This window comes from Demequina sp. (assembly GCA_024707205.1).
In the GTDB taxonomy this organism is placed as follows: domain Bacteria; phylum Actinomycetota; class Actinomycetes; order Actinomycetales; family Demequinaceae; genus Demequina.
Map to the genome: position 1 here is coordinate 256,543 of JANQAD010000001.1, position 25,915 is coordinate 282,457.

28 protein-coding genes and 1 pseudogene are annotated in these 25,915 nt (G+C 66.1%); 8 read left to right on the forward strand and 21 right to left on the reverse strand.

Annotated features, from left to right (window positions below):
* Nucleotides 1-28 precede the first annotated feature (28 nt).
* Both ileS and NVV57_01275 read right to left on the reverse strand, forming a co-directional pair.
* Complete coding sequence (gene ileS / locus NVV57_01270; GenBank protein MCR6711385.1) at nt 29-3,226, reverse strand: isoleucine--tRNA ligase; 3,198 nt, start codon at nt 3,224-3,226, stop codon at nt 29-31.
* A gap of 277 nt (nt 3,227-3,503) precedes the next feature.
* The gene (locus NVV57_01275; GenBank protein MCR6711386.1) at nt 3,504-3,851 is read right to left on the reverse strand and encodes a DUF1801 domain-containing protein; all 348 of its coding nucleotides are present in this window, start codon (nt 3,849-3,851) and stop codon (nt 3,504-3,506) included.
* Between the two features lie 106 nt (nt 3,852-3,957).
* Between NVV57_01275 and NVV57_01280 the strand changes: the two genes are divergently transcribed.
* On the forward strand, nt 3,958-4,302 hold the full coding sequence (locus NVV57_01280; GenBank protein MCR6711387.1) for a TM2 domain-containing protein: 345 nt from the start codon (nt 3,958-3,960) through the stop codon (nt 4,300-4,302).
* A gap of 61 nt (nt 4,303-4,363) precedes the next feature.
* On the opposite strand, the gene NVV57_01285 is transcribed toward NVV57_01280, so the two are convergent.
* From NVV57_01285 to NVV57_01315, 7 genes are all read right to left on the reverse strand, one after another.
* On the reverse strand, nt 4,364-5,665 hold the full coding sequence (locus tag NVV57_01285; protein ID MCR6711388.1) for an HNH endonuclease: 1,302 nt from the start codon (nt 5,663-5,665) through the stop codon (nt 4,364-4,366).
* 59 nt (nt 5,666-5,724) lie between these two features.
* A complete protein-coding gene (locus NVV57_01290) occupies nt 5,725-6,471 on the reverse strand; it encodes an SDR family oxidoreductase (GenBank protein MCR6711389.1) in 747 nt (248 codons plus the stop codon).
* Nucleotides 6,472-6,481: 10 nt separating this feature from the next.
* Nucleotides 6,482-6,847: a DUF952 domain-containing protein gene (locus NVV57_01295; protein MCR6711390.1), complete on the reverse strand. Its 366-nt coding sequence runs from the start codon at nt 6,845-6,847 to the stop codon at nt 6,482-6,484.
* Nucleotides 6,840-7,223, reverse strand: coding sequence for a hypothetical protein (locus NVV57_01300; GenBank protein ID MCR6711391.1), 384 nt, complete (start codon nt 7,221-7,223; stop codon nt 6,840-6,842). The genes NVV57_01295 and NVV57_01300 overlap by 8 nt, the downstream gene beginning before the upstream one ends.
* Before the next feature lie 39 nt (nt 7,224-7,262).
* On the reverse strand, nt 7,263-8,117 hold the full coding sequence (locus NVV57_01305) for a hypothetical protein (protein ID MCR6711392.1): 855 nt from the start codon (nt 8,115-8,117) through the stop codon (nt 7,263-7,265).
* On the reverse strand, nt 8,117-8,731 hold the full coding sequence (locus NVV57_01310) for a DUF6318 family protein (GenBank protein ID MCR6711393.1): 615 nt from the start codon (nt 8,729-8,731) through the stop codon (nt 8,117-8,119). Before NVV57_01310 ends, NVV57_01305 begins: the two co-directional genes overlap by 1 nt.
* 102 nt (nt 8,732-8,833) lie before the next feature.
* Complete coding sequence (locus NVV57_01315) at nt 8,834-9,202, reverse strand: isoprenylcysteine carboxylmethyltransferase family protein (GenBank protein ID MCR6711394.1); 369 nt, start codon at nt 9,200-9,202, stop codon at nt 8,834-8,836.
* Nucleotides 9,203-9,508: 306 nt separating this feature from the next.
* Here NVV57_01315 and NVV57_01320 point away from each other — a divergent pair, with 306 nt between their 5' ends.
* Both NVV57_01320 and NVV57_01325 read left to right on the forward strand, forming a co-directional pair.
* Entirely contained in the window at nt 9,509-10,087 is a 579-nt protein-coding gene (locus tag NVV57_01320; GenBank protein MCR6711395.1) for a dienelactone hydrolase family protein, read from the forward strand.
* 126 nt (nt 10,088-10,213) lie between these two features.
* Nucleotides 10,214-10,675, forward strand: coding sequence for a hypothetical protein (locus NVV57_01325; GenBank protein MCR6711396.1), 462 nt, complete (start codon nt 10,214-10,216; stop codon nt 10,673-10,675).
* A 7-nt stretch (nt 10,676-10,682) separates the two neighbouring features.
* On the opposite strand, the gene NVV57_01330 is transcribed toward NVV57_01325, so the two are convergent.
* Nucleotides 10,683-11,219 carry a DUF6226 family protein gene (locus tag NVV57_01330; GenBank protein ID MCR6711397.1) on the reverse strand — a complete coding sequence of 179 codons (537 nt, stop codon included), beginning with the start codon at nt 11,217-11,219 and terminating at the stop codon, nt 10,683-10,685.
* Nucleotides 11,220-11,241: 22 nt separating this feature from the next.
* Here NVV57_01330 and NVV57_01335 point away from each other — a divergent pair, with 22 nt between their 5' ends.
* Complete coding sequence (locus tag NVV57_01335) at nt 11,242-11,670, forward strand: VOC family protein (GenBank protein MCR6711398.1); 429 nt, start codon at nt 11,242-11,244, stop codon at nt 11,668-11,670.
* Here NVV57_01335 and NVV57_01340 read toward each other — a convergent pair.
* Nucleotides 11,671-12,152, reverse strand: a pseudogene (locus NVV57_01340) (YbaK/EbsC family protein). It lies immediately after the preceding gene.
* A 227-nt stretch (nt 12,153-12,379) separates the two neighbouring features.
* Nucleotides 12,380-12,847, reverse strand: a complete 468-nt coding sequence (locus NVV57_01345) for a heme-binding protein (GenBank protein MCR6711399.1) — start codon at nt 12,845-12,847, stop codon at nt 12,380-12,382.
* A gap of 102 nt (nt 12,848-12,949) precedes the next feature.
* On the opposite strand from NVV57_01345, the gene NVV57_01350 reads away from it, so the two are divergent.
* The 3 genes from NVV57_01350 to NVV57_01360 all read left to right on the forward strand — a co-directional run bounded on the left by NVV57_01350 (nt 12,950) and on the right by NVV57_01360 (nt 14,737).
* Nucleotides 12,950-13,411, forward strand: coding sequence for a hypothetical protein (locus NVV57_01350; GenBank protein MCR6711400.1), 462 nt, complete (start codon nt 12,950-12,952; stop codon nt 13,409-13,411).
* Between the two features lie 159 nt (nt 13,412-13,570).
* On the forward strand, nt 13,571-14,230 hold the full coding sequence (locus NVV57_01355) for an MFS transporter (GenBank protein ID MCR6711401.1): 660 nt from the start codon (nt 13,571-13,573) through the stop codon (nt 14,228-14,230).
* 9 nt (nt 14,231-14,239) lie between these two features.
* Complete coding sequence (locus tag NVV57_01360) at nt 14,240-14,737, forward strand: hypothetical protein (protein ID MCR6711402.1); 498 nt, start codon at nt 14,240-14,242, stop codon at nt 14,735-14,737.
* Here NVV57_01360 and NVV57_01365 read toward each other — a convergent pair.
* From NVV57_01365 to NVV57_01390, 6 genes are all read right to left on the reverse strand, one after another.
* The gene (locus tag NVV57_01365) at nt 14,734-15,843 is read right to left on the reverse strand and encodes a glycoside hydrolase family 15 protein (protein MCR6711403.1); all 1,110 of its coding nucleotides are present in this window, start codon (nt 15,841-15,843) and stop codon (nt 14,734-14,736) included. The two genes, NVV57_01360 and NVV57_01365, sit on opposite strands and share 4 nt — an antisense overlap.
* 556 nt (nt 15,844-16,399) lie before the next feature.
* A complete protein-coding gene (locus tag NVV57_01370) occupies nt 16,400-17,254 on the reverse strand; it encodes a glycoside hydrolase family 13 protein (protein MCR6711404.1) in 855 nt (284 codons plus the stop codon).
* Complete coding sequence (locus NVV57_01375) at nt 17,251-18,093, reverse strand: carbohydrate ABC transporter permease (GenBank protein ID MCR6711405.1); 843 nt, start codon at nt 18,091-18,093, stop codon at nt 17,251-17,253. Before NVV57_01375 ends, NVV57_01370 begins: the two co-directional genes overlap by 4 nt.
* Entirely contained in the window at nt 18,090-19,019 is a 930-nt protein-coding gene (locus NVV57_01380) for a sugar ABC transporter permease (protein MCR6711406.1), read from the reverse strand. The genes NVV57_01375 and NVV57_01380 overlap by 4 nt, the downstream gene beginning before the upstream one ends.
* A 132-nt stretch (nt 19,020-19,151) precedes the next feature.
* On the reverse strand, nt 19,152-20,312 hold the full coding sequence (locus tag NVV57_01385) for an extracellular solute-binding protein (GenBank protein ID MCR6711407.1): 1,161 nt from the start codon (nt 20,310-20,312) through the stop codon (nt 19,152-19,154).
* 79 nt (nt 20,313-20,391) lie between these two features.
* Entirely contained in the window at nt 20,392-21,534 is a 1,143-nt protein-coding gene (locus tag NVV57_01390; GenBank protein ID MCR6711408.1) for an ROK family protein, read from the reverse strand.
* Nucleotides 21,535-21,753: 219 nt separating this feature from the next.
* Here NVV57_01390 and NVV57_01395 point away from each other — a divergent pair, with 219 nt between their 5' ends.
* A complete protein-coding gene (locus NVV57_01395; GenBank protein MCR6711409.1) occupies nt 21,754-23,448 on the forward strand; it encodes a cytochrome c biogenesis protein DipZ in 1,695 nt (564 codons plus the stop codon).
* 15 nt (nt 23,449-23,463) lie between these two features.
* Here NVV57_01395 and NVV57_01400 read toward each other — a convergent pair whose 3' ends face one another.
* The 3 genes from NVV57_01400 to NVV57_01410 form a co-directional block, all read right to left on the reverse strand.
* Nucleotides 23,464-24,039 (reverse strand): hypothetical protein, encoded by a 576-nt coding sequence (locus NVV57_01400; protein MCR6711410.1) that lies wholly within the window; start codon nt 24,037-24,039, stop codon nt 23,464-23,466.
* Nucleotides 24,040-24,089: 50 nt separating this feature from the next.
* A complete protein-coding gene (locus NVV57_01405; protein ID MCR6711411.1) occupies nt 24,090-24,635 on the reverse strand; it encodes a hypothetical protein in 546 nt (181 codons plus the stop codon).
* Nucleotides 24,636-24,765: 130 nt separating this feature from the next.
* Nucleotides 24,766-25,776, reverse strand: coding sequence for a hypothetical protein (locus NVV57_01410; protein MCR6711412.1), 1,011 nt, complete (start codon nt 25,774-25,776; stop codon nt 24,766-24,768).
* Nucleotides 25,777-25,915 lie beyond the last annotated feature (139 nt).

The following is a 25,915-nucleotide window of genomic DNA, read 5'->3' on the forward strand; positions in this document are numbered from 1 at the left end:
CTATTAATCCGATGGGAATTATGCCTCGCTAGCGCTTCGCCACCCGAACCGCGACCTTGTCGCCCTCGATGACCTCGAACGCGGTGGCGAGCACCTCGCCCGCAATGAGCTCCTGGTGCGTGTTCACCGCCCCAACCCTCTCTGCGGGGACGGTCACGGTGAGCGCGATGCGGTCGCCCACATTGAGGCCGGCGTTCTTGCGCTCATCCTGAATGGTGCGGATGAGGTCGCGGGCGAAGCCCTCCGCCTCGAGCGCGGGAGTGATCTCGGTGTCGAGAAGCACGAAGCCGCCGCTCGGCGAGCCCGCGGATGGGCGCAGCACGGAGGCGACTACACCCTCGCCGCCGATCACCGTGGTGAGGTCGTACTCACCCTCTTCGAGCGCCACTCCCCCGGCCACCACGCTGGTCCCGGTCTCGCTCCAGTCCCCAGACTTCGCCCCCGCGATCGCCTGCTGCACCTGCTTGCCGATGCGTGGGCCGGCCGCGCGGGCGTTCACGGTGAGGCGACGCTCTACGGGGTTCGCGGCAACGAACGCCGCGGGCGTGACGCCCACCACGAACTTCACGTTGAGCTCGCTCGCGATGAGGTCCACGAATGGCTCCAGCTCGCTCACGTTGTCCACGGCCACCTCGAGAGAGGTGAGCGGCTGGCGCACCCTGATCTGCTCGCGCTTGCGCAGCGCGTGCGCGGCCGAGACGACCTCGCGGACGGTGTCCATGACGGGAGCCACCTCGGGCGCGTCCCAGGCCGACGGGGCGGTTGGGTAGTCCGTCAGGTGCACCGAGCGGCCGCCCGTGAGTCCGCGCCAGATCTCCTCGGTCTCGAGCGGCAACAGGGGTGCTGCCAGGCGCGTTACGGTCTCGAGGACCGTCCATAACGTGTTATAGGCGGCGGCGTCCTCCTCCCAGAACCGGTCGCGCTGCGTGCGCACGTACCAGTTGGTGAGGAGCTCGAAGAAGACGCGCAGGGACTCGGAGGCGCCCGGCACGTCGAACTCCTCCATCTGGGAGGTGACGTCGCGAACCAGCTCCGCCGTCTTGGCGAGCACATACCGGTCCATCGTCGGCAGCCCGGCGACCTCAGCGTCGGCCACCCGGCGACCCAAGACCCCGGCGCCGCCATTCGCGGCCCCCGCGTAGAGCGTGAAGAAGTAGTACGTGGACCACAGCGGCAGCATCACCTGGCGGACGCCCTCGCGGATGCCCTCCTCGGTGACGATGAGGTTGCCGCCGCGCAGGATGGGCGAGGCCATGAGGAACCAGCGCATCGCGTCCGAGCCGTCGCGGTGGAACACCTCGTTGACGTCCGGGTAGTTGCGCAGGCTCTTGGACATCTTGCGGCCGTCGCTGCCGAGCACGATGCCGTGGCTGATGCACGTGGTGAACGCCGGGCGGTCAAAGATCGCGGTGGCGAGCACATGCATCACGTAGAACCAGCCGCGCGTCTGTCCGATGTACTCCACGATGAAGTCCGCCGGGTTGTGCCCCTCGAACCAGTCGTGGTTCTCGAACGGGTAGTGCACCTGCGCGAACGGCATGGAGCCGGAGTCGAACCACACGTCGAAGACGTCGCTGATCCGGCGCATGGTCGCGCGCCCGGTCGGGTCGTCGGGGTTGGGGCGCGTGAGCTCGTCGATGAAGGGGCGGTGCAGGTCCGGCTCCCCCGCCTCGTTGGTCGGCACGCGGCCAAAGTCCCTCTCCAGCTCCTCCAGGGACCCGTACACGTCCACGCGCGGAAAGTTCGGGTCGTCCGAGACCCACACCGGGATGGGCGTGCCGAAGTAACGGTTGCGGCTGATCGACCAGTCGCGAGCGCCCTCGAGCCACTTGCCGAATTGCCCGTACTTGATGTGCTCGGGCACCCACGTGATGTCCTCGTTGAGCTCCACCATCCGGTCGCGGAACTCGGTCACCTTGATGAACCACGAGCCCACGGCCCGGTAGATCAGCGGATTGCGGCAGCGCCAGCAGTGCGGGTAGCTGTGGTCGTAGGTCTCGTGGCGCAGCACGATTCCCTTGGCCTTGAGGTCCGCGATCACGTTGGGGTTCGCATCGAAGACCTGTTGCCCCTGGTAATCGGGCACCTCGGCGGTGAAGCGGCCGTGCGGGTCAACGGGCACAACGGTCTCGATGCCCGACGCTTGGCACACCGCAGCGTCGTCCTCACCAAAGCCGGGGGCCAGGTGGACGATGCCGGTGCCGTCTTCCGTGGAGACGAAGTCCGCGGCCAGCACCTGGTGCACGTTGGCACGGCCCTTGAAGAACGGGAACGGCGGTTCGTACGTGACGCCCGCCAACTGGGCGCCAGTGACCACTGTCACCAGCGTCGGGCTGTCACCCAGCTCGCGCGCGTAGGCGGCGACGCGAGCGGAAGCCAGCACCAGGCGCCGGCCGGCGAAGGCGCCCTCGACGGGCTCCACCACCGAGTACTCGATGTCCGGGCCCACAGCGGCGGCGAGGTTGCTCGGCAGGGTCCAGGGGGTGGTGGTCCAGATCAGAAGGGAGGCGTCAGCCAGGTCACCGGGCGCGTCCACGAGCGGCAGCAGCACGGTCAGGGCGGGGTCCTGACGCATCTGGTAGACGTCGTCGTCCATGCGCAGCTCGTGGTTGCTTAAGGGTGTCTCGTCGCGCCAGCAGTACGGGAGGACGCGGTAGCCCTCGTAGGCAAGGCCCTTGTCGAAGAGTTGCTTGAAGGCCCAGATGACGGATTCCATGAAGGTCACGTCGAGCGTCTTGTAGTCGTTCTCGAAGTCCACCCAGCGGGCCTGGCGGGTGACGTACTCCTCCCACTCCTTGGTGTACTTGAGCACGGACTGGCGGCAGACCTCGTTGAAGGCCGCGATGCCCATCTCCTCGATCTGGCTCTTGTCGGTGATGCCGAGGATGCGCTCGGCCTCAAGCTCGGCGGGCAGTCCGTGGGTGTCCCAACCGAAGCGTCGGTGGACCTGCTTGCCGCGCATGGTCTCGAAGCGCGGCACCACGTCCTTCGCGTAGCCGGTGAGCAGGTGCCCGTAGTGGGGCAGGCCATTCGCGAAGGGCGGGCCGTCGTAGAACACGAACTCCTCGGCGCCCTCGCGGTTGTCGATCGACGCCTGGAAGGTCCCGTCAATCTCCCAGTACTTCAGCACCTCGGTCTCGATGGACGGGAAGTGCGGGGAGGCGGGGATGTCACCGCCGCGCCCATCAACGGAGGGGCGGTGCAACGGGTACCGGGCGTCGGTCATGACTGCTTTCTTCACGCTCTGCCACGAGGACGCTCACGGGGACCTCCCCCGCTTACGCGGTACCACCTCGCTTGCTGAGTCACCTCAGCCGCTCATGCCCCAGCAACCACCGGAGCGCCGCTGTGACGGGCTGCCCGTGCGGTTCTACTGGGCTCGCCGTGGTGGCCGGGCCGTTCTTCCGCAAGCTCGCCGGTGATTGCCGGGTCTGCGCTGTTGCCGCCCATCTTACGGCCCGACGCTGTGGTCACCCAAGCGCCCACGCCCGGAACCCCTTGGCCTACCGGGTCGCGGCCCGGTTCGCGAGGAACCGCACCAGGTCCTCGATGAGGTCGCGCGGCAGCGGCTCGGTGTTCGGGAACTTCGCGGTGCCCTTGCCGGTGCGATACGGCGCGACGGCCTTGTCGAGCGCGGCGGACAGCTCAGTGATGGGGTACACGCTCACGTGTTTGATGAATCCGCCAAGGTAGACCACGGGCTTCCCGTTCACCTTGAACCCGGCGACGCCGTAGGCGATGCCCTCCACAGCATCGGGCACCACGTCGAGGACGATCTCGCGCAGCTCCTCGAGCCGCTCCCGGGTGAGCCCCTCAAAGCCTTCGATGTACTCCGCGACGGTGCTTGCCATTTCCCCATCCTGCCGCGCGACGTGCGCCGCCGCACCCCAAGGTTCCGTAATCGAAACGGTACGAGATATCCGCGCGCCGCACGCTAGTAGCCGCTACATTGCTCGTATGACGATGATGAGTGGCGCTTACTCCGACATGTCGCGCGAACCCAAGGGCAAGAACCTGGTTGTCGCGTACGTACTGTGGTTCTTCCTCGGAGTGTTGGGGGCGCATCGCTATTACGTGGGCCAGGTGCTCAAGGGATTGCTCTTCCTGATCGGCACCGTCATCGCGGTCGCGCTGTCGCAGGCGAACTCGTTCTACAGCGACAGCAAGGCCCCCATCGCCTTCGCGATCATCGGCGGAATCATCGGTCTGATCGTGTTCGTGTTCTGGGTCATCGACGCGTTCAAGATCCGTCGCCTGGTCGCCGGCACCGGCAAGGAAGTTGCCAGCAAGGTCAACGACTAAGTCACCCGCGCGGCAGTACCCGCGCAGCAGTACCCGCACAGCCACACCCCACCGACCGCGCCTACGCGGCCAGCTCCAAGTCCGCAAGGCCTCCCTTGCGTGGGGTTCGGGTGGGGTCGATGTCCTCGGGCGGGGTGAACCAGACCTCGCCCTGTTTCACTTCTATGCGCCACTCGTCATAGTGGATGCGGTGGTGACAGCTCACGCACAGCATCACCAGGTTGTCCATGTTGGTCTTGCCGCCGAACAGCCAATGGATGATGTGGTGCACATCGCAGTACGACGTGGGTGCGTGGCACCACGCGCAGCCACCGTCTCGCTCGGCCAGCGCAATCCGCTGGGCCTGAGTGGCGCCGCGGCGCGTTCGGCCAACGTCAACAGGCAGCGACGCGCCGCCCAACACCACGGGCAGAATCCCCGCGTCAACAGCCATCGCGCGCAGCGTCCCCACAGCGATCGGCGCCTCTAGCGAGTCGCAAGTGCCGAAGCCGACACCGGACTTAAGCGTCTCAAGATCGACCCGCGCGACCAGGGTGGTCGCGACCCCGGACCCGGGAGCGTCGCACGTCATCGCGTGGTGGGCGAGCATCGCGAGCGCGTCCACGCGCATCTGCCCCGGCGTACGCAGGTCGCCGGGCGTAACCCGCTGCGCCTGGTACGCGGCGCGCACCTGGGCGTCGAGCCACGCCTTGAAGTGCGCCGCGGACATCGGGTCAAGCAGACCCGTGACCTCCGTCATGCCGTCCCGTCGCAACGACAGGGTGAGGTTGCGCGCCCTGTACCGGCGCTTGTCGCGCTCCTCGGCCCCGGCGGCGTCACGCAGCTCCACCTCTCGGTCGCACACGCGGCGCAGGTCCCGCGCCCGGTGACACTCTGCAAACTCGAGGAACTTGCGCTCCAACGCCTCGTCCGCGCCCAGCGCAGTCAGCGCCGCAGTCACGATCTCCGCCTTCTCCACGGTGATGGTGTTCGCGCGGACCGCCGCCGCGACCAAGGGCCAGCCGCGCTCCGCCGGCGCCTCGTCGCCCGAGGCGACCCCAGCGTCGGCCGTCTGCAGAACCCGGCCGACGTTCGTGAGCCGCCTCGCCTCGCCCATGGACGTGCCAAGCGTCTCTGCGATGAGCTCGCCGGTGTTCTTGAAGCCCACCCGGCGAGCGATGCCGCCAGGGCCGGGGGCAGCGTCGGCCCGCGACTGGATGGCGCCGGCGACCTCCGCCGCGAGCGAGTCCAACGCCCGCCGAGCCTCGCCAAGGTCCCTCTGCATCGCGACCAACGCGGCATCCACGAGGCCACTCAAGTCCACGCCCGCGTGCGCGCACACGCCAGCGCTGGCGGAGGCGAACCGGTCCGTGTTGAAGGCCATGGAGCAAGTCAAACAGAGACCACTGACACGCGTTTGAGGGCTGTGGATAACTTCCTCAGCTAGAGCGAACGGACCGTCTTGGTGGCGCTTCCCTGCTCGCGCGGGCGCACCACCATGAGGTCCACATTCACGTGATGCGGCCGCTCCACCATCCACGCGATGGCGTCAGCAATATCCTCGGCTACCAGGGGTGTTATGCCGTCATAGACCGCGCGCGCCCTCTCGGCATCGCCTCCAAAGCGGTTCAGCGCGAACTCCTCGGTCGCGACCATTCCGGGCGCGATCTCCATCACCCGCACGCCGGTTCCGGTGAGCTCCAGCCGCAGGGTCCGCACCATCGCGGCCTCGGCCGCCTTGGCCGCGACGTAACCCGCGCCCCGCTCGTACGCCTCGTGCCCGGCGGTGGACGTCACCACCACCACATCCCCGCGCCCGCTCGCGTTCAGCAGGGGCAGCAGCGCCTGCGTCACGCGCACGGTCCCCACCACGTTCGTCTCGTATTGTGACGACCACGCCTCAAGGGACGAGTCCGCGATGAGGTCCAGCCCCACCGCCCCACCGGCGTTGTTGACCAGCAGGTTGGCACCCCCGCGCGCGCCAATATGGTCGGCGAGCGCGGCGATCTCGCCATCGGACGTGACGTCAGCCACGAAGACGTCGCAGCCGGTCTCGCGCGCCAAATCGCGCAACCGCGAATCCCGACGAGCGACCGCGGTGACGTGCCAGCCGTCGGCGATCAAGCGTCGGACCGTTGCCGCCCCAATACCGGACGACGCCCCCGTGACCACCGCGCGCAATTCACCCATGCCCTCCACCCTAAGGCGAGAAGAGGGGTGCCAGGTCTAGGGTTCCGTCCGCTGCCAGCCCGACGCTGGGGGCGGCGACCACCGCGGTCACCGGCAGGGCGCCATACAGGTGGGGAAAATACTGGCCGCTGGTCGGGTCAAGGTCCTCGCGCACCTCGACGCCCACTCGGGTTGGGTCGATGACGAGGAGGACGACGTCGGCGCGGTCGCGGTACCAGGCATCGGCAACCGCCTGCACCTGGTGGGCGTGGCCTGCGTGGATGAATCCCACCTGGTCCAGGGTCATGCCGAGCGTGGAGGTGCGGTACTCGCCGGTCTCGAAGGCTGCGGCCCAGTCCTCGGCGAGCGCGAGGTGGAAGAGGCGGTCGTCAGTCACCCTTGCGCTCCCCCAGCCCGAGTTCCATTTGCTTCTGCCACCACTTGCGCTTGGGGCGCGGGAGCGGGTCGGGGTCGCTGGCGCGGCGCGCGTCCTCCAGGAGGAGATCGCCGATCGCCTGCTCCAGTTCGCCCTCGGGGTAGCGGAGCGTGACGCTCGGCGGGTGGTGGAGGGGGTTGAGGCGGAAGTCGATGAGGATGTCGTTGGCGAGGCTCGTGGCCTGCTGAACTACGGAGATGTTCTCCTTGGGGTCCGCCTCCGCGACCACTCGCCACGAACGATTGCCCTTGTAAACAGCGAAACCGGCGTCTTTGAGGCGCTGCACGGTAGGCGCGTCGATGGGCGCCACCTCAAGGGCGATCTCGATGTGACTCATTTGCTCCATTGTCGCGCGCATGGCTCACCCTTGCATGCCTCAACCGTGCGTGGCGATGCGGCAGTTGTTCTCGAGGTCGCAGTTCACGAGGCGCGAGCGGGGGTCGTAGATCACGAGGTCCACCGGCGTCGAGTCCGAGCTGATCGTCGAGTCGAAGTCGATCCACGGGCCGCCGTTCACCCGGTACTCGCCGCTCCACGTGGTCGCGAGCGCAACGGTCGCCGCGTCCTCCGCGTGCGGGTAAGTGTGCGTCAGCGTCGCGTGTGGGTACGGGCGGCCGGGGTCGGTTGTCGTGGTGTGGCTGCCGTCGCCCCACTCCCATCGATAGCCCGACGCTGTGGCTCGGATCTCGACATTCGCACCTAAGAGGGTGGCTAGGTGGACGCGCGGCGCGTCGCCGGCCATGGCGATCGTGGGAACGGTGGCGATGACCCAGCCGGTGTTGGGCTCGAGGTTGATGTCGCTCGGCTGGGGTTGGAGCTGGGTCCACTCGTGCTGAATCGCTGCGAGGAGGGCCGCGTCGCCCGGGCAGTAGTAGTCGCGGACGATGCTCCAGTCCGTCCAGGTGCCGTCGGGGTTCTGGGAGCGGAACCAAATCGGGAGCTCTGCCTCCGAGCCGTCCAGGCAGAGCATCGTGATGGGGTCGTTGTTGGGGCACGTGGGGGTCTGGTCCTGGCGGACGATGGTGCTCGTGCAGCGCGGGGCTCGGACGTACTCGGTGGGAGGGCCGGAGGTGTTGCTGGCGGTGGTGCCGGTGGTGCCGGAGTCGCCGGAGCCTTGGTAAGCGTCGACGTAGTAAGTTCCGCCGGACGTTAGGTCGTCAAACGATGGGTCGTCGGCGGCAACTTGACCGAACGCGATGATGGTCAGGGCGAGCGCAGTCGCGGCCAGCACTAGATCTCTCCAGTGCCCACAACCTGAACTCCATTGACGCGCCAACGGTCGCCAACGTACTCAAGTTGCAGGATTAGGCCCGCGTCGCTCGGGGTGGCCACGACAACGGGCGTCGACGTTGGATCGGCCGTTCTGATCTCGTCCTGGTGTGCGACAACGCCCACGTAGGTGAACCCGTCGTCGGCCAAGTTGGCGTGAGTTCGGGCCCGGTCGACGCTCATCCGCCCACCTGTCACTTCCGTTCCCGCATCGAGATAGCCGCGAGCCGTCGAGGATCCGTCATCGCAGAAGGCACAGTCAGGCCCAGACAGCGCGTCCCACAACCGCGTGTCCCCGGTCTGCAGCATCGTCCCGTACAGCTCAACAAAGAACTCCGCCGTCGCGATCGCCCCATCGAGCCCGGGAGACTTGGCATCCTCGGGCAGTTGGGCGAGCACGTCGACACCTGCTGAAGGAGACGGCGACGGCGAAGCGGTCGCCGTCACCGACCCAGAAGCAGTCGCACTCGGTGTCTCCGTCACCACGGCCCCGCCCCCAGGCGTGCACGCCGCGAGCACGGCCGCACCAAGAAAACACGCGAGCAACCGCCGCGTCACCTCGCGCCACTTGTCCAAGCCAGCTCCCCCCGTTTCGTCCGCGGCTCCCCGAGAGCACGCGCCACGTTCAGGTAGCCAAGACCCTAGCGGCGCTCGCCCACTCGCGCACCCCCAAGCGCGTCAGTCTGTGGATAACCGGCGCAGCCGCCCAACACCCGGCACGAACCGCCCCACGGACCCGGCATACAACGCGTAACCCGGATACGTGCGCAGCAGGAATCGCTCCTCATATCGCGCCTTCACGCGGAAGAACCCGGCGAGCAGCAGCACGGCCAGGTAGCACCACAGCACCCCAACGCCAACGGCCACGCCCAGGCAGATCCCCACGAGTCCCGTGTACATCGGGTGCCGCGCCCACCGGTACGGCCCCACGGCAACCAGTCCGGCGCCGTTCGGCTCCGGATTCGGCGTCAGCGAGCGCCCCAGAACGCGCCCAGTCCACAACACAAGCGCAGCCCCAGCCAGCACAAGACAGAGCCCAAGAACCAGAGACGAGAACAGCGTCGGGCCTGGAAAAAAAGGCGGTTACCGCCACGAGCAGGAACAGCAGTCCCTGCACGGCCACGTACCAGCGTCCGGTCGTCATGACCTCAAGATTAGGCCCGCAGAAAAATCTTCCAACTTGGAGTTGCATTACCCCCGGGTAAGCGTTGTACAGTATCTCCCAAGCGACGCGCGCAACGCCATCACCCCCCGAGGCCTTGTGCGCGTCGCTCTTTTGTGCCGCAAGGGAAAACGCCTGCCCGACGCTCCGCTCGCCTCGCGCTTCCGCCTCACCGGGGCGACACTGGAGGTATGGCGGAGATCCTCCTCTTCCACCACGCGTACGGCCTCACCGACGGCCTTCGCGGCCTGGCAGCGCGCCTCACCGCCGATGGCCACACCGTGCACTGCCCCGACTGCTACGCGGGCGTCACGTTCAAGCGCCTCGACGACGGGTTGGCCCACGCCCAGCGCATCGGCCACGACGCGGTTGAGGACGTGGCCCGACGCTCGGCCCGGGAACACCGCTCGGCCGACGTTGTCCTTGGGTTCGGTTTGGGAGCCATGCAGGCGCAGATCCTCGCGCAGGATCTTCGCCGGATTCGCGGCTGCGTCCTCATGGGGGGCGCGTTCCCTCCCAAGTCGCTCGGGGGCGAGTGGCACCAGACCACGGCGCTCGAGATTCACCTCGCCGACCCCGACGAATACGTCCAGCCAGACGAGCTCGACCGCCTGCTCTATCACGCGCCCCACGCGCACGTGTATAGGTACCCGAACAAGGGTCACCTGTTCGTCGATGAGTGCAGTCGCGACTACGACGCCGACGCCGCCGATCTCTTCGAGGAGCGCCTCGATTACTGGCTCGCGGGCCTCGACTCCCACGCCGCGTAAAGGTCACAGAATCGAAACGATTTGCCCCCGCGCGCAACCGCGCGCGCACGTGATTCGTTCGCACCACGCGGCACACATACACTGAGCCGCGGCGCTCCCCCGGGCGCCCTAGATCGAGGAGCCCCCATGCAGGTCCGCAACGCCATCGTCGCCGTCACGGTCGCCGCCTTCGCGCTCACGCTTTCCGCGTGTTCGAGCGATCCCGTCACCACGACCACCCAGGGCGAGCCGACCGCTCCCGCGACCACAGCGTCGGGCAGCCCCACCACCGAGCCCACCGCCAATGTCACCATCCGCCCCATCCAAGAGGGCTACCACTTGGACAACGTCTCGGACACGATTCGCGGCGGCTTCCCCAGCTACGCGGACAAGACCGACGACGAGATCGCCACGATCCTCAACGCCGGTTGCGACGCGATGGACGCCAAGGGCGCCCCGCAGGCGGGCGCCGACGCAATGCAGGCGTTCGGCATCAGCGCCGCGGACGCCGCCTTCACCCTCAGCGCCTCAATCTCGCTGTACTGCCCCGAATACGCGGCGTTCCTCAACGGCAGCACCACCACCGCGTCGCCTTCGCCTTCGGCCTAGGTCCGCACTACGCCCGACGCTCCTGCCACGGCCCGTACGTGGCTCCCCTTCCGCGCGCCTTCAGTTTGCGCTTGAGGTGTTTGTCCTGCGGCTTGCTCCAGGAGCCGCGCCCCCCGTCACGGGTCACCCATTGCGTCGCGATGCCGCCTCGCTCCCATGACTCCTGGAAATCACCGTTGAGCACGGAGAACACGAAGTCCTCGAGCTCTCCCGCCATTGCCTCGACGTCCTCGTCGCACGCATCGCACCCGCATACCGGGAAACGCTCGTAACCGGCCACGCCTGCCCACACCTCCACGGAGGGGAAGTCTCGCTCGGCGAATCTCAGCGACGCAGAGTCGTGGGCGGGCTCAAAGTGCTCGGCTACATGCGCTTGCAGCGCCGTGGCGACCTCCAAGAGCGGCGCGAACCGCTCGGGGTGGCGAGTGACGGAATACGTATGCTCGGGAGGGTGACCCATGCCCCAGCGTCGGCCATACTCAATGGGCTCACCCTGTTCGTCCAGGTAGATGCCCAGATCGAGGACTGGCCGCTCATATGTCACCCCGTCAGCGTACGGTGGCTGAATGGCATCGAAAATCGGAAACGTCGTCTTCTACGCTGACAACCCGCCCGCGCTCGCCGCGTTCTGGGCGGGCGTCTACGGCATCGAGCCCGCGGTCTTCGACGGCGAGTTGAAGGACCAGCTGCTCGCGAGCGGCCTCACCGAGGAGGACCTCAACAAGCGTGGCCTGGTCCAGGACCCGAGCGGCGAGAATCCGCGCCTGTTCTTCCACCACGCGTCCGACGAGAAGCATGGCCGCAACCGCATCCACCTCGACGTCCAGGCGGTTCCGGGCCGCGCGCCCACGCACGAGGAGCTCGAGGCGGAACGCGACCGCCTCGTCGCGCTGGGCGCCTCCGTGGTGCGGCTCGTGGACCAGGAGTGGGGACCGTGGGGCGAGCACTACTACCAAATGCTCGACCCCGAGGGCAACGAGTTCTGCCTGCAGTAGCTAGCGCTGCGTCAGCGGCTCTGTCACGTCCGCGATCTGCGCGCCGAGCACCTCGACCAACTGCTCCGGCGCCACCGTGGCCGCGAGCCCGTGAGCACCAGCGCCTATGCTCACCGGACCCTGCCGCTGCACCAGCAGCGCGTCGGCGATGACGGGCCACGCGGTCGTCGCGCCGAAGGGGGTGATGGTGCCGCGCTCGTACCCGGTCACGTCCTTGGCAACGTCCTTGTCGGGCATGCTGAGCGGCTCACGCCCAGCAGCGCGCGCAGCTTGGGCCAGCTGATCTCGCGATCGCCGGGCACGAGCACGAACAGGTAGTCGCCCTCGCCGCGGCGCACCACGATGGTCTTGATGATCGCGCCGGGGTTGAGGTTGCGCGCAGCCGCCGCCTCCTCGAGCGAGCGCACGGGCCCGTGCTCGGTGATCTCAAAGTCGATGCCCGACGCTTCCAGCGCCTCCGTTGCCGGCGTCACCTGTGTCATGGGGCCAGGTTAGGCCCCGGGCGCCTCGGACTCCCCGAAACTGGGTCTGGTGGTCGCGAATGCGCGATTTCGCGACCACCAGACCCAGTTTCAACGGCCACACGACCACCGCACCCGCCCGCCTGGCCCGAAATGGAACGCTAGGTTCACGAAACTCGCGTTTCGTGGACCTGTGAGCCCATTTCAGCGGGCCGCGGGGCCGCAGGGCCGCGGCGTCGCGGGCCGCGTCAGGCCTCGCGCCCCAAGTACGGCGTGGGCTGACTGTCCCCACCGTCGGGCCCGGCGAACTGCACCCGGCAGATCGCGCGCACCGCAGAGACGAACCACTCGGCGATCATCTCGTCGTACTCCCCCTGCACGCCCGAGTACGCCACGACCAACCCCTCGCGCACAATCCCGCCGGGATACGAGATGTCTCCCGGCGCGTACAGGTGCGGCGAGTGGTCGCGCAGCCGGGACGTGTCGACCCCGGTGCGAAGCGCCACCGCGGCCTTGCCGCGCGCGTTGCGCAGCGTCTCCTCGTGGATCATCCCGCCGGGGTGCGCGATGAAGAGTTCGGAGTTGTCCCGCGGGTTCAGCACCAGCAGCGAGCCGACCGGGCCATTTAGCAGGCCCGTTGACGCCCCGTGCGCGATCGACGGCTCGATCAGGTCCCACGCCTGCGCACAGATCTCGGTGGTCAGTCCAACAAACAAGGGGTCCTCCTCGGAGAGGGCGGCCGTCGCCGTTGACAACCGCCCTGAAGACACAGCCTAGACCCGCTTACCAAGTGGTAGGTTCGGCGCTAGACTTTCGTCGTGACCGCCCAAGAGCCGCTGCCCGACGCTGTGGTCGTCACCGCGCCGGGCGTCACCGAGGTGGCGATCATCTCAGGCGACCAAACGCGCGGCGAGGAGCAAGCCCCACCCATGCCCCACCGTCGGGCCGTGGCATCGCTGATAGTGCTCGCAATGACGGCGTTCCTGTTCTCGACGAACGAGACGTCCGTGATCGGCGTGATCTCGCTCGTCGCCGACGACATGCATCGGTCCGAGGCGGCCGTTGGGCTCGTGACGACGGTCTGGGCCCTGGTGAACATGGCCGTCTCGATCCCGGCGGCTCTGCTGCTGCGGCGACTGTCTCGCCGCTGGGTCCTCGCCGCACCGCGGTGCTGCTCGCCGGCGGAATCGCGATCCTGGCGAGCGCGCAGACCTTCGGCTGGCTGCTCGCGGGCCGCGGGATATCCGCGGTGGCCCACGGCGCGTTCTGGGCGATCGTGACACCGACGGCGGCCGGACTGTTCGGCTCGGCGGAGCGCGGGCGGTCGGTGGCGCGACTGCTGCTGGGGACGTCGCTCGCGGGCATCGTAGGGCTGCCGCTGTTCACCGTGCTCGCGCAGCACGGGCTGGCGCGCGCCGTATTGGGTGCTGTGCGTCTCGGTGGCCGTGGCGGCCGTCGCGATCGTGCTGGTGATGCCCAGCTTCCGCGCCGAGCACGGCACCGCGGCACGCGGGCTCATCCCCTCGTGGCACATCTTCGCGCGCATCCTCGTCGTCGCCGGGCTCACCGTGGCGTCCGTGACGCTGACTTGGACCTTCCTCACGCCGTTCGCGACCGAGGTCGCGGACATGCCCCATTCTACGGTCCCGACGCTGCTGCTACTGGGCGGCGCCACGGGCTTTGTCGCGATGTTCCTTGTGGGCCGTTACCTGGATCGTTACCCCGTGCGGTCCGTTGCCATTGGCTTGGCGATCCTGGGTGTGGTGTGGGTCGTGATGGCTCTCTTCGGCTCGGTGCCGTGGGTGCTCGTGGTGTGCGTTGCGACGCAGGGCTTTGGATGGTCGGTCTTGGTGGCCGCGATGGTCAACTGGGCCATTCGCCACGCGCCAGGATCCACGGACATCGCCAACGGCACGTACGCGACCGTGTTCGGCGCGGGGAACGCGACCGGGTCGTTGCTTGGCGCGGCCATCCTCGCCGCGGTGGGAGCCGCGTGGCTGCCGGTGGCGTCGCTGGTGTTCGTGCTCGGCGCGGCCGTGCTGGTGTGGACGATGCGCGGGGTTGGTGTTGCCCGGCGGACGGCGAGGGTGACGCGCTAGCATCCGAGCATGACGAAAGCCTCGGGGAAGTTGGACGGTGCCGTATCCCTAGCTCGCGGACTCCTGTGGATCTACACCGTTGTCATATGCCTGGCAGCGGGCATCGTCTTCGGGAACGCGTTCAAGACAGCCGATGACTTCGGGTATCCCGCCTTTCTAGGCGGCATCCTCCTGGGCGCGTTCGGCACGATTCCCTTCTGGGCGCTGTACATCGTGGGCGCGCGGGCGCTCGAGTTGATCTCAGCGCAACGGCACCAAGGAGATCCGGTCCGCTTGGCGGCGCTCCACCCAACCGACACCGCAACGGAGCCGAAGGGTGTCTCCTCCGCTGAACGAGCGTCGGTCCTTGACCAACTCCTCGCCGACCCAACGATCCGCCAACAGGCCACCAAGACCCGGCGCACCTATAGCCGCAAGGTCGCCGCGGAGTTCCTGACCCGCAAGGCCGCGGAGGCGGGTCACGGGGGCGTCACGTTCACCTCGGCCGACCTGCCGGAAGACCTTTAGGAAAGCCCCGGGCGAAGGGCGACGATGAGGCGCAGAGCCATCGCTGACGACCAAAGGAGAGGCGTCGCAGACGGCCCCCACCGGCCTCGCCACACCGCTAGTTCCTCCGGGTGCAGCAGACGCCCTCTCGCTTGCTCGGGAATCCATCCTCTGATGTCTTCCGTGGTCACCACCCAGTCAAGCAACTCTCGTGCGCGGGCCTCATTTCCGTACTCGAGCCAAGCGAGCCCAAGCATGGCGCTGAGCAACGGCCATGGACCGCCCCCGTAGTACTGATCCGCCTCGAACCGGTAGACCTTCGCTCCGTCGACGAGGCGTGCTTCCACCGTTGCGAGCGTCGCCAGGCCAAGTGAGCCCCCGACCACCCGTAGCGGACCGACCGCCGCGATCGCAGCAGCATCGACGGCGGTTGAACCCTCAGACTTGGGCAGGTAACCGGTCGAAGAGGCACCCCATGCAAGTCGCTCGAGCAGCGCATCACATTCGGCGCGTGCTGCATGGTTGCGCGCGGCGTCGAGCACCCCCATTCCTGAGGCAGACCGCAACCCGGCCGCCACGCAGGCGATCGTGGAGGGATGCACGCCAGGGGGTCGCTCTTCCCACCAGTCGAAGCATGGCATGGTGCCAACTGCCAGCAAGTAGTCCACGACGACCTCAATCGCTGGCAGCCAGGGTTCCGCTGGACTTCCCGTGCGCCGTAAGTGCTCACCCAACGCCCACAGCCAAGTGCCGTAGCCGTCCACTTGGTGATTAGCCCACTCGTCACTTGCCTCCGACCCATCAAGCCGAAGGCGCGCCGGCAACAAGAGATGCTCGACGTGGAGGATCGACGTGGCGGCGCCGATAGCGTCGACCCGACCCCGCCAGCCGATGAGCGCTGTCGCCGCCCAGCGATGGAAGGCTTCAGCTGAGTCGTATCGTCCGGCCGCCGACATCGCATCGGCGATGAACGCCCCATCCCGGAACCAGCAGTACCCCGCATACGCGCTGAAATTGGGGCTGGCCGGGTACGCGCCGCTGCGATCCTGGAAGGCGGAGATAAGCGACACAGCCCGATCGGCCACGTCAGCGAGCCAGCGGGTCGTCGATGTTGCAGCGTCAACCATTGCGCGGCTCGGCTCCGATGAGCATGACTCCCCCCGCTGGGCACCTGCACCGTCGATTCTGGGTCGAGCCTACTTTCCGTCATCAGATTAGTCGGGCTTCCGCCGAGCGACCCGAGGGATAGTGGAAGTGGACGCTCTCGCGTGTTCGCGACCACCCACACCGCCTGCTCACCATTGCTCCGACGTCGCAAGAGCAGACCGCTGTCCGTCTGTGCAATCTCGTCGTGGTATCCGCTCAGTGCAGGGTTCTGCTTCCGCAGTGCAATGAGCATGCGGTGCCATTCAAGAAGATCCAGATCCCACGCGGACGGCTCCCAAGGCATGGCACCGCGGCAGTCGGGATCACCGCCTCCGCGCAGACCGATCTCGTCGCCGTAGTAGATCATCGGCGCCCCGGGCGAGGTCAAGAGTAGAGCGACCGCGATTCGCAGGGCTTTCGGATCACCGTCAAGAAGCGTTAGCACTCGTGGGGTGTCATGACTACCGAGGAGATTGAGCATGGCCTGCCGGGATCGGTCGGGAGTGGCGGCATACAAGTCCTTGAGCCGGCGGCCAGTTACAGACGGTTCATCCGCCCCAGTCGCCGCGTCCAGGATGATACTTCTGGGGGGTAGTTCATGGCCCCGTCCGAGAGGTCGCCGTGAAGCCACTCGGTCGCTTCCTCCCACACCTCGGCGACGATGTAGCAGTCTTCGTCCTCACTCTTGATGGCCCGGCGGAAGTCCCGCCAGAAGTCATGAGGCATGAGGAAGGGCATGTCGAGCCGCCACCCGTCGATACCTTCGCCCAACCAATGGCGGCCGACGTCAATGAGATAGTCGCGCACTTGCTGGTTCGCGTGGTTGAGCTTTGGCAGGTACTTGCAGCCCTCGCAGGTCGCATAGTTCGCCTCTGGTTCCCGCGTGAGCGGCAGAGAGTCATAGGTGAACCAGTCGCGGTAGGGCGAGTCCTCACGATGCGCGTGGAGATGGCGAAACGCCCAGTGGCCCTCACCGCAGTGATTGAACACAGCGTCGAGAACCACCCGTATTCCACGGTCATGGGCGGCGACAACGAAGCGCCTGAACGCCTCGAGATCCCCCAGCCTGTGGTCGATTCGGAAGTAGTCCGCCGTGTCGTACCGATGATTCGTGTCGGCCTCGAAGATGGGCGTCAGGTAGATCGCGTTTGCTCCGAGCGCCTCGATGTGATCGAGGTGAGCCGCAATGCCAGCAAGATCACCACCGAAGAAGTTGCCCCTGCTGGGAGGCGTGTCCCAAGGCACCACGCCTTCCGGGTCGATGCTGGGATCCCCGTTCGCAAAGCGCTCCGGGAAGATTTGGTAGAACACAGCATCCTTGACCCATTCGGGAACCGAATCCGTCACCGCGGACTGAGGTGCCACGTGTGGCCGATTGATGTCAACGGTCATGACTTGAGAGCTCCTGACGTTATGCCGCTTACGAATTGGCGTTGGAAGATGAGGAACACGACGAGCACGGGAATCAGTGCAATGACTGACGCCGCGAACGTCAGTCCCCAGTTGGTGATGTGTGCGCCGCTAAAGAGCGCGATCCCCACAGGTAGCGTGCGGAGTCCTGGCTCGTTGATGATGGTGACCGCCCACACGTACTCGTCCCACGCACCAAGGAACGCGAAGATGGCTCCCGTCGCGAGCGCCGGGCGGGAGAGAGGCAAGATCAGCGACCAGTAGCGCCGTATGGATCCAGCGCCGTCAAGGTGCATCGCTTCATCCAGTTCGCGCGGAATTCCTCGGAAGAACCCGACGAGCAGGAAGGTGATGAAAGCAAGATTCCCGCCGACGTAGAAGAGGATCAGCCCGGCCCGGGTATTGAGCAGGTGGAGGTCACGAGCCAGCAAGAACTGCGGGATGAGCAGCATGATCACCGGGACCATGAGCTGCAGAAGGATGAGGCCCATGATGACCTTGCGGCCGGGGAACTCAAATCGCGCGAGCGCGTAGGCCATCATCGAGCCAAGCAGCAACACGAGTGCCGTGGTCACACAAGCCACAACTAGTGAGTTGAGGAAGTAGCGGGGTATCTCACCCTCGGACCACACCTCTCTGTAGTTCTCGAACGACAGCGCACCAGCAAAGATGTCCAGCGGGTTGCGTAACAGGTATGCGTTCTCCGCGAGTGACACGAGGACCATGTACACAAGCGGGCCGACGCTGAGGAGGGTTGCGGCGCAGAGCACCAGCAGCCGCCCCGTCGTAAGCAATGAGGATCGTGCGGAAGCAGTCTTCATGCAGGCGACTCCTCGTCGTCGTGACGGCCTAGCCTCAGCTGGACCATGGAGATGCAGAACACGATGACCGTGAGCATGAACGCGATCGCAGAGCCATAGCCAAAGTCAAGGAAGCTGAACGCCTGTCGGTAGAGATAGGTCAGGGGAACCTGGGTCCAGTCGGAGGGCCCGCCGTCCGTCATGAGGCGCACGGAGACGTAGACGTTGAAGCCTCCGATGACGAGCAGCACTGAGACGAACACGAACGTTCGTCGAATAGCTGGAAGGGTCACGGCGGTGAATCGTCTGAGTGGCCCCGCGCCATCAACTTCTGCTGCCTCGTGCAGTTCGCGAGGCACTGACTGGAGCGCCGCCAGGAAGATGAGCATCGCCCACCCGACGCCCTTCCAGAGCCCAAGCGAGATGATCGCGAACATAGCGGTCCACCGCCCGCCGAACCAGTCGACATCGGCTCCGGTGAGGAAGTTTACGAGCCCGTTGTCGGTGGCGAACAGGTAGCGGAACAACAGGGACACGACGACCCAACTGGAGATAACGGGAATGTAGATGAGTACGCGGAAGGCCGTTCGACCACGTAATGGCTTGTCGAGCGCGAGGGCGAGTCCCAGACCGAGGAGCAGCTGCGGAACGACAGTCGCGATGACGTAGACAGCTCCATTCACCATGCTGCGCCAGAACACGGGATCGTGTATCGCTCGCACGTAGTTGGCGAGGCCAACGAAGGTGGAATCGCGCCCCGGCACAACACTCCATTCGTGAAGGCTGATGTTGAACGCCTGCACGGTTGGGTAGAGCATGACCAGCGTAAAGACGAGCAGCCCTGGCAGTAGGAATAGGTACGCGGGAAGGTGGCGGCGCCAGCCCAGAGAGCGCTTCCCTGGGCTGGCGGCCGCGGACTCCCCGCGACCGGGCACTGCGTTGGGCATGCCGGTCATTGAGTGTTCTCTCCCTAGTACTTCGCGAGAATGTCGTCGATGGAGGCGGCGACATCGTCCATCGCCGCCTGAATGTCGCCGTCGCCAAGGAAGGCCTCCTGGAGGCGTGCCTTCATCGCCTGATCAATCTCGTTCCACGCGGGCGTAGCCGGACGTGGCCGAGCCGTGGCGAGCTGGGTCACGAACTCCGCGTAGTAGGGCTGAATTGAGACCATCTCGTCGCCCAGGGACTTCAGAACCGACATCTGTCCCACGCCTGCAAGTTGGCGCTGCGCGTCCTCCAGAGAGGAGGAATCGGACCCACTCAGCGGCCGCATCCTTCTTCTCCGAAGCCGCCGTAATGACAAGGTCTTCGCCGCCGACAACACTGATCGATCCACCGGCGCCGCTGAGGGCCTGGGACGAGCCGAGCTGCAAATCTGGGTAGCTTCCGGCGATGATCGGGAAGTCCCACGGTCCGTTGAGCGTGCTGGCGAACTCGCCGGATCCGAGACCATCTTCTGTGCCGTCCTGGCCGCCCTGGGTGATGATTGGCGGGATGTATCCGTCCTTGTACAGGTTGTAGAGCAACTCGACGCCGCTGACAGATGCTGCACTGTTCGCATAGCCCTGCGCGGTCGTAAGGTCGGCATCCATCAGGTCTCCGCCTGCGGACCAAATCCAAGGCAACACATTCCAGCCGGAGAGGTCATTGTCAGCAAATGCGTACGCGCCTGCTTTCTTGATCGCGGGCGCCACCGCAACGAGCTCCTGCTGGGTCGTGGGAACTTCAACGCCAGCCTTGGCGTAGGTGTCCGGGTTCGAGAGGTACACGCGCGTGTTTGTCGCGAGCGGCGCTCCGTAGTAGTGGCCGTCCCACTTGCCGGTGTCGAGAGGACCGGGATAGACCGCGTCCTTGATGGAGCCAAAGTCATCCATGAGCGTGTCGAGAGGCTCCAGAACACCGAGGTTTGCGAGCTCGGGCACCCAAATGATGTCGGAGCGCACAACGTCAGGCAGTTCGCCGCCCGCGACGGCCGTCACGAGCTTCTGGTGCAAATCGTCGTAGGGGACGGCCACCTGCTTGACCTTGATGTCCTTGTGAGCCGCTTCGAACTCCGGAATCAGGGTGTCTTCGAGCAACGCCACCTCTTGCGAGTCCGCGTTGTACGCGTGCCAGAAGGTGATCTCCACCGGAGTCGACGGTGCGGAACTGCTCCCGGACTCGTCGGGCGTGCTAGAACACGCGGTTACCAGGAGCGTTGCTGCCGCCAGTGCGGCGACGCCCCAAATCTTGTGCTTCATGACTCTCCTTTGAGTGATGCGCGCAGGGCGCGCTTGACTAACCGAGGCGCGCTGCGCTCGGGTTCTTCCTTGGGTTTTCCTAGGTCTCGGCCGTGAGCGTCCTGCCAAACATGCGCTGACGAACCATTTCCCCCTGGGAACCTGCGATGCCTTCGGTGTCGAAGGGGGTGGCAAAGACGAGCGACGCGGCGCCCTGCGCCCAGCTGATGTCCTGCCAGGGTTCAGCTGACACAGGCACGCCGCGTCGCGTTGGCGGCAACGCTGATCGCAGCGCCGGCTCAAATCCAAAGGACCAGTGCCGCCAGGACGCTGTCGCTCCGCCAAGGACAATGACGATTTCCGGATCGAAGGCCTGCACCATGATCGCGAGCGTGCCGCCAAGGACGCGCCCAGCGGCCTCGAAAACCCTCTGTGCCGCCTGGTCCTCCGCATCGGCCGCAGCCCCGAGGGCAGTAATCGTTGCGTGCGCACCGATGACTCCGCGCGAACGGGCTGCGTCGACAAGGGCATCAGGTCCGATGACGGCTTGCAGGCAACCTCGATTGCCGCATGGGCAAGCTGGGCCAGAGGGATCCACCTGCACGTGCGCGATCTCGCCAGCGGAGTTAGATGCGCCGCGGAGCAGCATTCCGTCGACGAAGAAGGCAGCTCCGATCTCCTCACCAACGCTCAAGACCATGAAGGTCTCGTGGTGGCGGCCCAGCCCAAAGATGCGCTCCGCCACGGCAAGCGAGTTCACTGAGTTCTCGATTATCACCGGGATCGACAGCGCACGGCGAAGTGTGGATCCAAGCGGGAACCCTTGCATGTTCAGCTCGAGGGAGTCGACAATCCCCGAGTCTTGTGAGTCCACGGTGCCAGGGACGGCGACTCCTATGCCCAACAGTTCACTGCGACTGCCCTGGACGAAGCGCTCGATGATTGACACGAGTTCGGGGACATATGTGGCTGCGGTCGGGTCGAGCGGCTCGGTCGCGGACCGCACCGACAGCGGCGCGCCGATCGCGATCTCGACGAGTGTGACATGATCGCGGCTCAGCTTGACTCCGATCGCGTTGCCGGCGGTAGTACTCAGAGCGAGGAGGCGCGCGGGCCTGCCGCGCTGCGCGGACGCGAACTCTTCGAGCTCGTGCAAGAGGCCCTCGCGCATCATCTGCTTGGTGACGATGGATGACATCGCCGATGACAGGCCCAGTGCCCTGCCCAGTTCAGCGCGCGACATGGGGCCATTCGCTGCGAGGTGGGCTAGGACGGCGGAGCGCGTTACGTCGCTCCTGCTGCTCGTGCCACTCGACTGTGAACTCATCACGGACCCTTCCCTAAGGCTTTACGCAAACACTAAGGAAAGTCGGAAGGGATGTCAACACCGAGTTGCGAAGCCCTCCCGCCGCACTCGGGGCTCTGACATCGCGAGTCATTCGCGCGGCGCACAATAGGCCTTGTGCTGACCCTCATCGTCGTCGGTGTGGTCTCCGGCGCGATCACCGCCATCAGCCCGTGCGTGCTGCCGGTGCTCCCGGCCATCCTGACCTCGTCGCTGCAGGACGGCGCGGCCAACCGCCGCCGCCCGTTCGTGGTCGTGGGCGGCCTCGTCGCGAGTTTCGCGGTGTTCACCCTCATCGGCGGCGCCCTGATTTCCTTCCTGCATCTGCCCGACGACTTCTTGCGCTGGGCGGGCATCGTCACCCTCGCGGTGGTCGGGTTGGGCTTGGCGTGGCCGTGGCTTGGGCATGTTTTGGAGCGGCCGTTCGTGAACACGCGGCTTCCGAGACTGCGGCGGGACGGGAACGGCTTTGTCATGGGGCTCGCTCTTGGGCTTGTGTTTGTGCCGTGCGCCGGCCCGATCCTCGCCGCCATCACCGTGCTCGCCGCCACCAACGGGGTGAGCTGGGGTCTGCTGGTGCTGACGCTCTCGTTCTCCGTTGGGATCGCGATCCCGCTGCTGGTGTTTGGCGTTGCCGGCCAGGCGATGGGCTCGCGGATCAAGCCGGTGCGCAACAACCTGGGCGCGCTGCGCGTGGCCTCCGGCGTGGTGCTCATGGCGACCGCGCTCGTCATCGCGACCAACGTGGCCGAGCCGCTGCAGCGCGCCGTCCCCGGATTCCTCGCCGACGCTCAGTCGCGGATAGAAGACAGCCAAACCGTGCGCACGGAACTGGACGGACTCAAGGGAAAGCCAGCCACAGCGTCGGACGGGCTTGGGCGGTACATGAGCTTTGACGAGTGCTCCTACGTGCCGGACACGCTCAACAACTGCGGGCCCGAACGGCCGCTCGAGGGCATCACGGCCTGGCTGAACACGCCGGGCGGCGCGCCGCTGAGCCTCGCCGACCTCAAGGGCAAGGTGGTGCTGCTCGATTTCTGGACGTACTCGTGCATCAACTGCCAGCGGACGCTGCCGTATGTGACGGCCTGGTACGACAAGTACAAGGCGGACGGGCTGGTGGTGATCGGGGTGCACACGCCGGAGTTCGGGTTCGAGAAGGTGGAGGGGAACGTGGTGGCGGCGTCGGCGCGGTATGGGGTGACGTATCCGGTGGCGCTCGACAACGACTACGCCACCTGGAACGCCTGGGACCAGCGGTATTGGCCCGCGCACTACCTGATTGACCAGACCGGCACCGTGCGCCAGGTGAGCTACGGCGAGGGCGACTACGGCGAGACCGAGATGCTCATCCAGCAGCTGCTCAAGACCGGCGCGGAGCCGACGGTGGCGCCCACTGCTGCCGCGACGCTGACGCGGAACCGCAGCCTCGAGAGCTACGTGGGGTACGCGCGGATGCAGTACGGGGACAACGACATCGTGCGCGACAAGGCGCATGTGTACACGCTGAACCCGACCGTTCGTGGCAACCACTTCTCGCTCGGCGGGACGTGGACGGTTGGGCCGGAGCACGCGACGGCCGGGCGCGACGCGAAGCTGTCGCTCAACTTCTACGCAGCGGACGCGCACCTGGTGCTGGGTGGGACCGGGACGGTGACGGTGGAACTCGCTGGGGATCCGTCGGCGACGCGGGTTCTTAGTGTCTCCGGCGAGCCCGATCTGTACACGCTCTACCAGGGCGAACCTGTTGCGGGCGTGCTGACGCTGACGTTCACGCCTGGGATAGAGGCGTACGCGTTCACGTTTGGGTAGGCGGCCTCTGCTCACTCATGCGAGTGTCAGCGAGAAGGACTGCACGACGGCGAGCACTTCCTCCGGGTCGCATTCGACGTCGCTGAGCGCGGTGAGAATCGCGTCCGCGTGCGCCTCCGCCGCCTCCTCCTCAAGGCCGAGTCCCCAGAGGATTCGCGCGCGGATATTGAGCATCTGCGCCCTTCCGAGTTCGCGGCAGTAGTACTCATCCGTGTAGTTATCCCACGTGGCCAAGTCCCACTTCAGGGCCTCGTCCATGAAGGCGAGTGCGCGCTCGTTCTCCGGGCCGCCTGGCGGGGAAGCGAGCCACATCACGCTGGCATCCCACAGGAACCCGACGATTCTGCGCTTGTGGCTCGCAGGAATATCGGCGCGAGCGGCTGCCGTGCGCATCGTGCGAACCGCGGCATTCATGTGGCGCCGTGCGACATCGAACTTGCAGACTCTCTCGTACTCGCCGGCGAGAGTCCGCAGGGTGTAGGCGAGGGGGATGAGGTACCTCGCAGGGTCGTCTTTGCACGCCTGGCGCAGCACGGCGACTTGGCCGGCAGTTGCGGTTCGCGGCTTGCGGTTCTCGTCGTCGTAGTACATGAACCCCACGCTAGGACTGGGGTCTGACATGGCTTGCGGCGCCGAATCCCCTAACCCTTGTCGGCGTCCAACAGCCGACGCTCCTGGACGCGGTAGTCGGCGATGCTGAGTTCCGCCCGGGCCACGGCGGCGCGGTAGTTGGCGAGTTCGGCCTCAAGGTCGGGGTCGTTGAGCACCGGGAAGTAGCTCTTGTGGAAGAGGTAGACCGCGGCGAGCTCGTCCCATCCGGCCACCTTGGTCTCCCCCATAACCTCGCCCGTGGCGCGGAATCCCGCTGGCGACGGCGTGAGGCCCGCCTCGAGGTCCGCGCTGACGCCGGTAGCGCGCATGTCGTCGGCGATCACGGCCGAACGGCGCCAGCCCATGCCTGCGGTGTCGTACGGAAACTTGGCGCCGTGGTGGCTCTTGGCGGTGAGGTACGGAAGCAGGTCCACGAACTGGTCCTCGAAGTCCGGGCGCGTCTTCGCCGAGCGGCGGGACTGGAGGTTCACCCAGCCCTGTTCAGGGGTGACGCGGCCGGAGGCGACTTGGGCGACGACGTCTCGCAGGGCGTCGTCAGGTATCTCATCGCCGAGGGTGACGTGTTCGGTAGTCATGTGATCATTGTCGCGCGGCACGCGTCCACATTGACCACGTACGGCGTGGGATCTACCGCGCTAGCCGTCAAGTCTTCCCAAAGAGCGACTTCCACAGGTCTGGCTTGAACGAGAAGAGAGCTCGCGGCGACTACTTCTTGCGCCACTCACCGCACCCGGAGGTTGAGAAACTCTCGCCCTTTCGCAGAGTAACCGTGAGCCCTTTCGCGGCGAATGTGACGAAATCATTGTCCAGAATGTTGCCGTGGAGATCCGTGCGTTCCCAGTAGCAATCCTTCACGCGTTTTCGCGTCGTGTACGTTCCCGGCGGCACATCCTCGCCGACGACATAGTCCCCGTCCCCAAAAAGCGTTCCATCGTGCAGCGCCTTAAGGTACTTGACACCTGGAGCTGACGGGCAGAGGACTTCTAGCCCGGCGAGGTCGCTGTCATACCACCACGCGCCTTCGGCATCGACTTCAGTGCCGAGCGCGGCGCAAAGCGCCCAAAGCCGCGAGGTATCTTCGAGCGCGTCTCGAGGCGCCGCCAATCGAGACAGCGCCCTGCGTTCGACCTTGTCGGGTGCGAATGACTCAAAGCCAACGTAGTCCGCGCGGCACTCCCCTGAGCCGTCCCAGGACTTCCATGCATCCTTGAGTGAATCAAACGCGGCAAAGTCCTCGTCTTCGCCACACACCCACTGCCAGCGCGGTCGGTCGCGAGCCTCGACAACGAGTGGCGACAAATAGTCCGTAGGTTCGTACGACGGAGAATCTGGGACGGCCACGCCAAGTTCTTTGCATGAGTCGAGAATCGCTGATATGGCGCCGGGCAAGACGTCGGGCAACTCGGCGAGGGTTGCCAACTGCTGATCTGACCCTGACACCGCCGCCTGCAAGCGCTCGTACTCGTCAGCGAGTGTCCCGACGTTCGAAGACAACCTCCGAATTGCTTCCTTCTCCGCCCCTTGCTCTCGAAGAAGTGCGTCCGTGACTTGAGTCTGGGCGTCCGCCAATGCGGCCGAAGGAGCAAAGTACGGCGACGGTCCAGGATCGTTCCCCGTGAGGGACTCAACTAGGCCCGTCGGCACCAGTGCGCCATCATCGCCGATCGGCAACAAGAGCGATTCGCAGACATCGGCCGCCATCGCCGCCCCGGTCACAGTCTCTGTGACAGCTGGTGCTGGCGACACCGAACCGTTTGTTGAAGCCGATGGCAAAGGCGCATTGGAGCAACCCGTGGCCAAGAGTGCCGTGGTAAACACGAGCGCACACACAGACGCTGCTCTCAAGTATTTCTCC

Excerpts from the sequence above, each read along its gene's own strand:
- NVV57_01405 (MCR6711411.1), bottom strand. The coding sequence starts at position 24,635 with ATGACTACCGAACACGTCACCCTCGGCGATGAGATACCTGACGACGCC.
- NVV57_01375 (MCR6711405.1), bottom strand. The coding sequence starts at position 18,093 with ATGAAGACTGCTTCCGCACGATCCTCATTGCTTACGACGGGGCGGCTG.
- NVV57_01380 (MCR6711406.1), bottom strand. The coding sequence starts at position 19,019 with ATGCCCAACGCAGTGCCCGGTCGCGGGGAGTCCGCGGCCGCCAGCCCA.
- NVV57_01285 (MCR6711388.1), bottom strand. The coding sequence starts at position 5,665 with ATGGCCTTCAACACGGACCGGTTCGCCTCCGCCAGCGCTGGCGTGTGC.
- NVV57_01390 (MCR6711408.1), bottom strand. The coding sequence starts at position 21,534 with ATGTCGCGCGCTGAACTGGGCAGGGCACTGGGCCTGTCATCGGCGATG.
- NVV57_01365 (MCR6711403.1), bottom strand. The coding sequence starts at position 15,843 with ATGGTTGACGCTGCAACATCGACGACCCGCTGGCTCGCTGACGTGGCC.
- NVV57_01290 (MCR6711389.1), bottom strand. The coding sequence starts at position 6,471 with ATGGGTGAATTGCGCGCGGTGGTCACGGGGGCGTCGTCCGGTATTGGG.
- NVV57_01275 (MCR6711386.1), bottom strand. The coding sequence starts at position 3,851 with ATGGCAAGCACCGTCGCGGAGTACATCGAAGGCTTTGAGGGGCTCACC.
- ileS (MCR6711385.1), bottom strand. The coding sequence starts at position 3,226 with ATGACCGACGCCCGGTACCCGTTGCACCGCCCCTCCGTTGATGGGCGC.
- NVV57_01360 (MCR6711402.1), top strand. The coding sequence starts at position 14,240 with ATGACGAAAGCCTCGGGGAAGTTGGACGGTGCCGTATCCCTAGCTCGC.
- NVV57_01335 (MCR6711398.1), top strand. The coding sequence starts at position 11,242 with ATGGCATCGAAAATCGGAAACGTCGTCTTCTACGCTGACAACCCGCCC.
- NVV57_01370 (MCR6711404.1), bottom strand. The coding sequence starts at position 17,254 with ATGACCGTTGACATCAATCGGCCACACGTGGCACCTCAGTCCGCGGTG.
- NVV57_01280 (MCR6711387.1), top strand. The coding sequence starts at position 3,958 with ATGACGATGATGAGTGGCGCTTACTCCGACATGTCGCGCGAACCCAAG.
- NVV57_01320 (MCR6711395.1), top strand. The coding sequence starts at position 9,509 with ATGGCGGAGATCCTCCTCTTCCACCACGCGTACGGCCTCACCGACGGC.
- NVV57_01300 (MCR6711391.1), bottom strand. The coding sequence starts at position 7,223 with ATGAGTCACATCGAGATCGCCCTTGAGGTGGCGCCCATCGACGCGCCT.
- NVV57_01325 (MCR6711396.1), top strand. The coding sequence starts at position 10,214 with ATGCAGGTCCGCAACGCCATCGTCGCCGTCACGGTCGCCGCCTTCGCG.
- NVV57_01385 (MCR6711407.1), bottom strand. The coding sequence starts at position 20,312 with ATGAAGCACAAGATTTGGGGCGTCGCCGCACTGGCGGCAGCAACGCTC.
- NVV57_01400 (MCR6711410.1), bottom strand. The coding sequence starts at position 24,039 with ATGTACTACGACGACGAGAACCGCAAGCCGCGAACCGCAACTGCCGGC.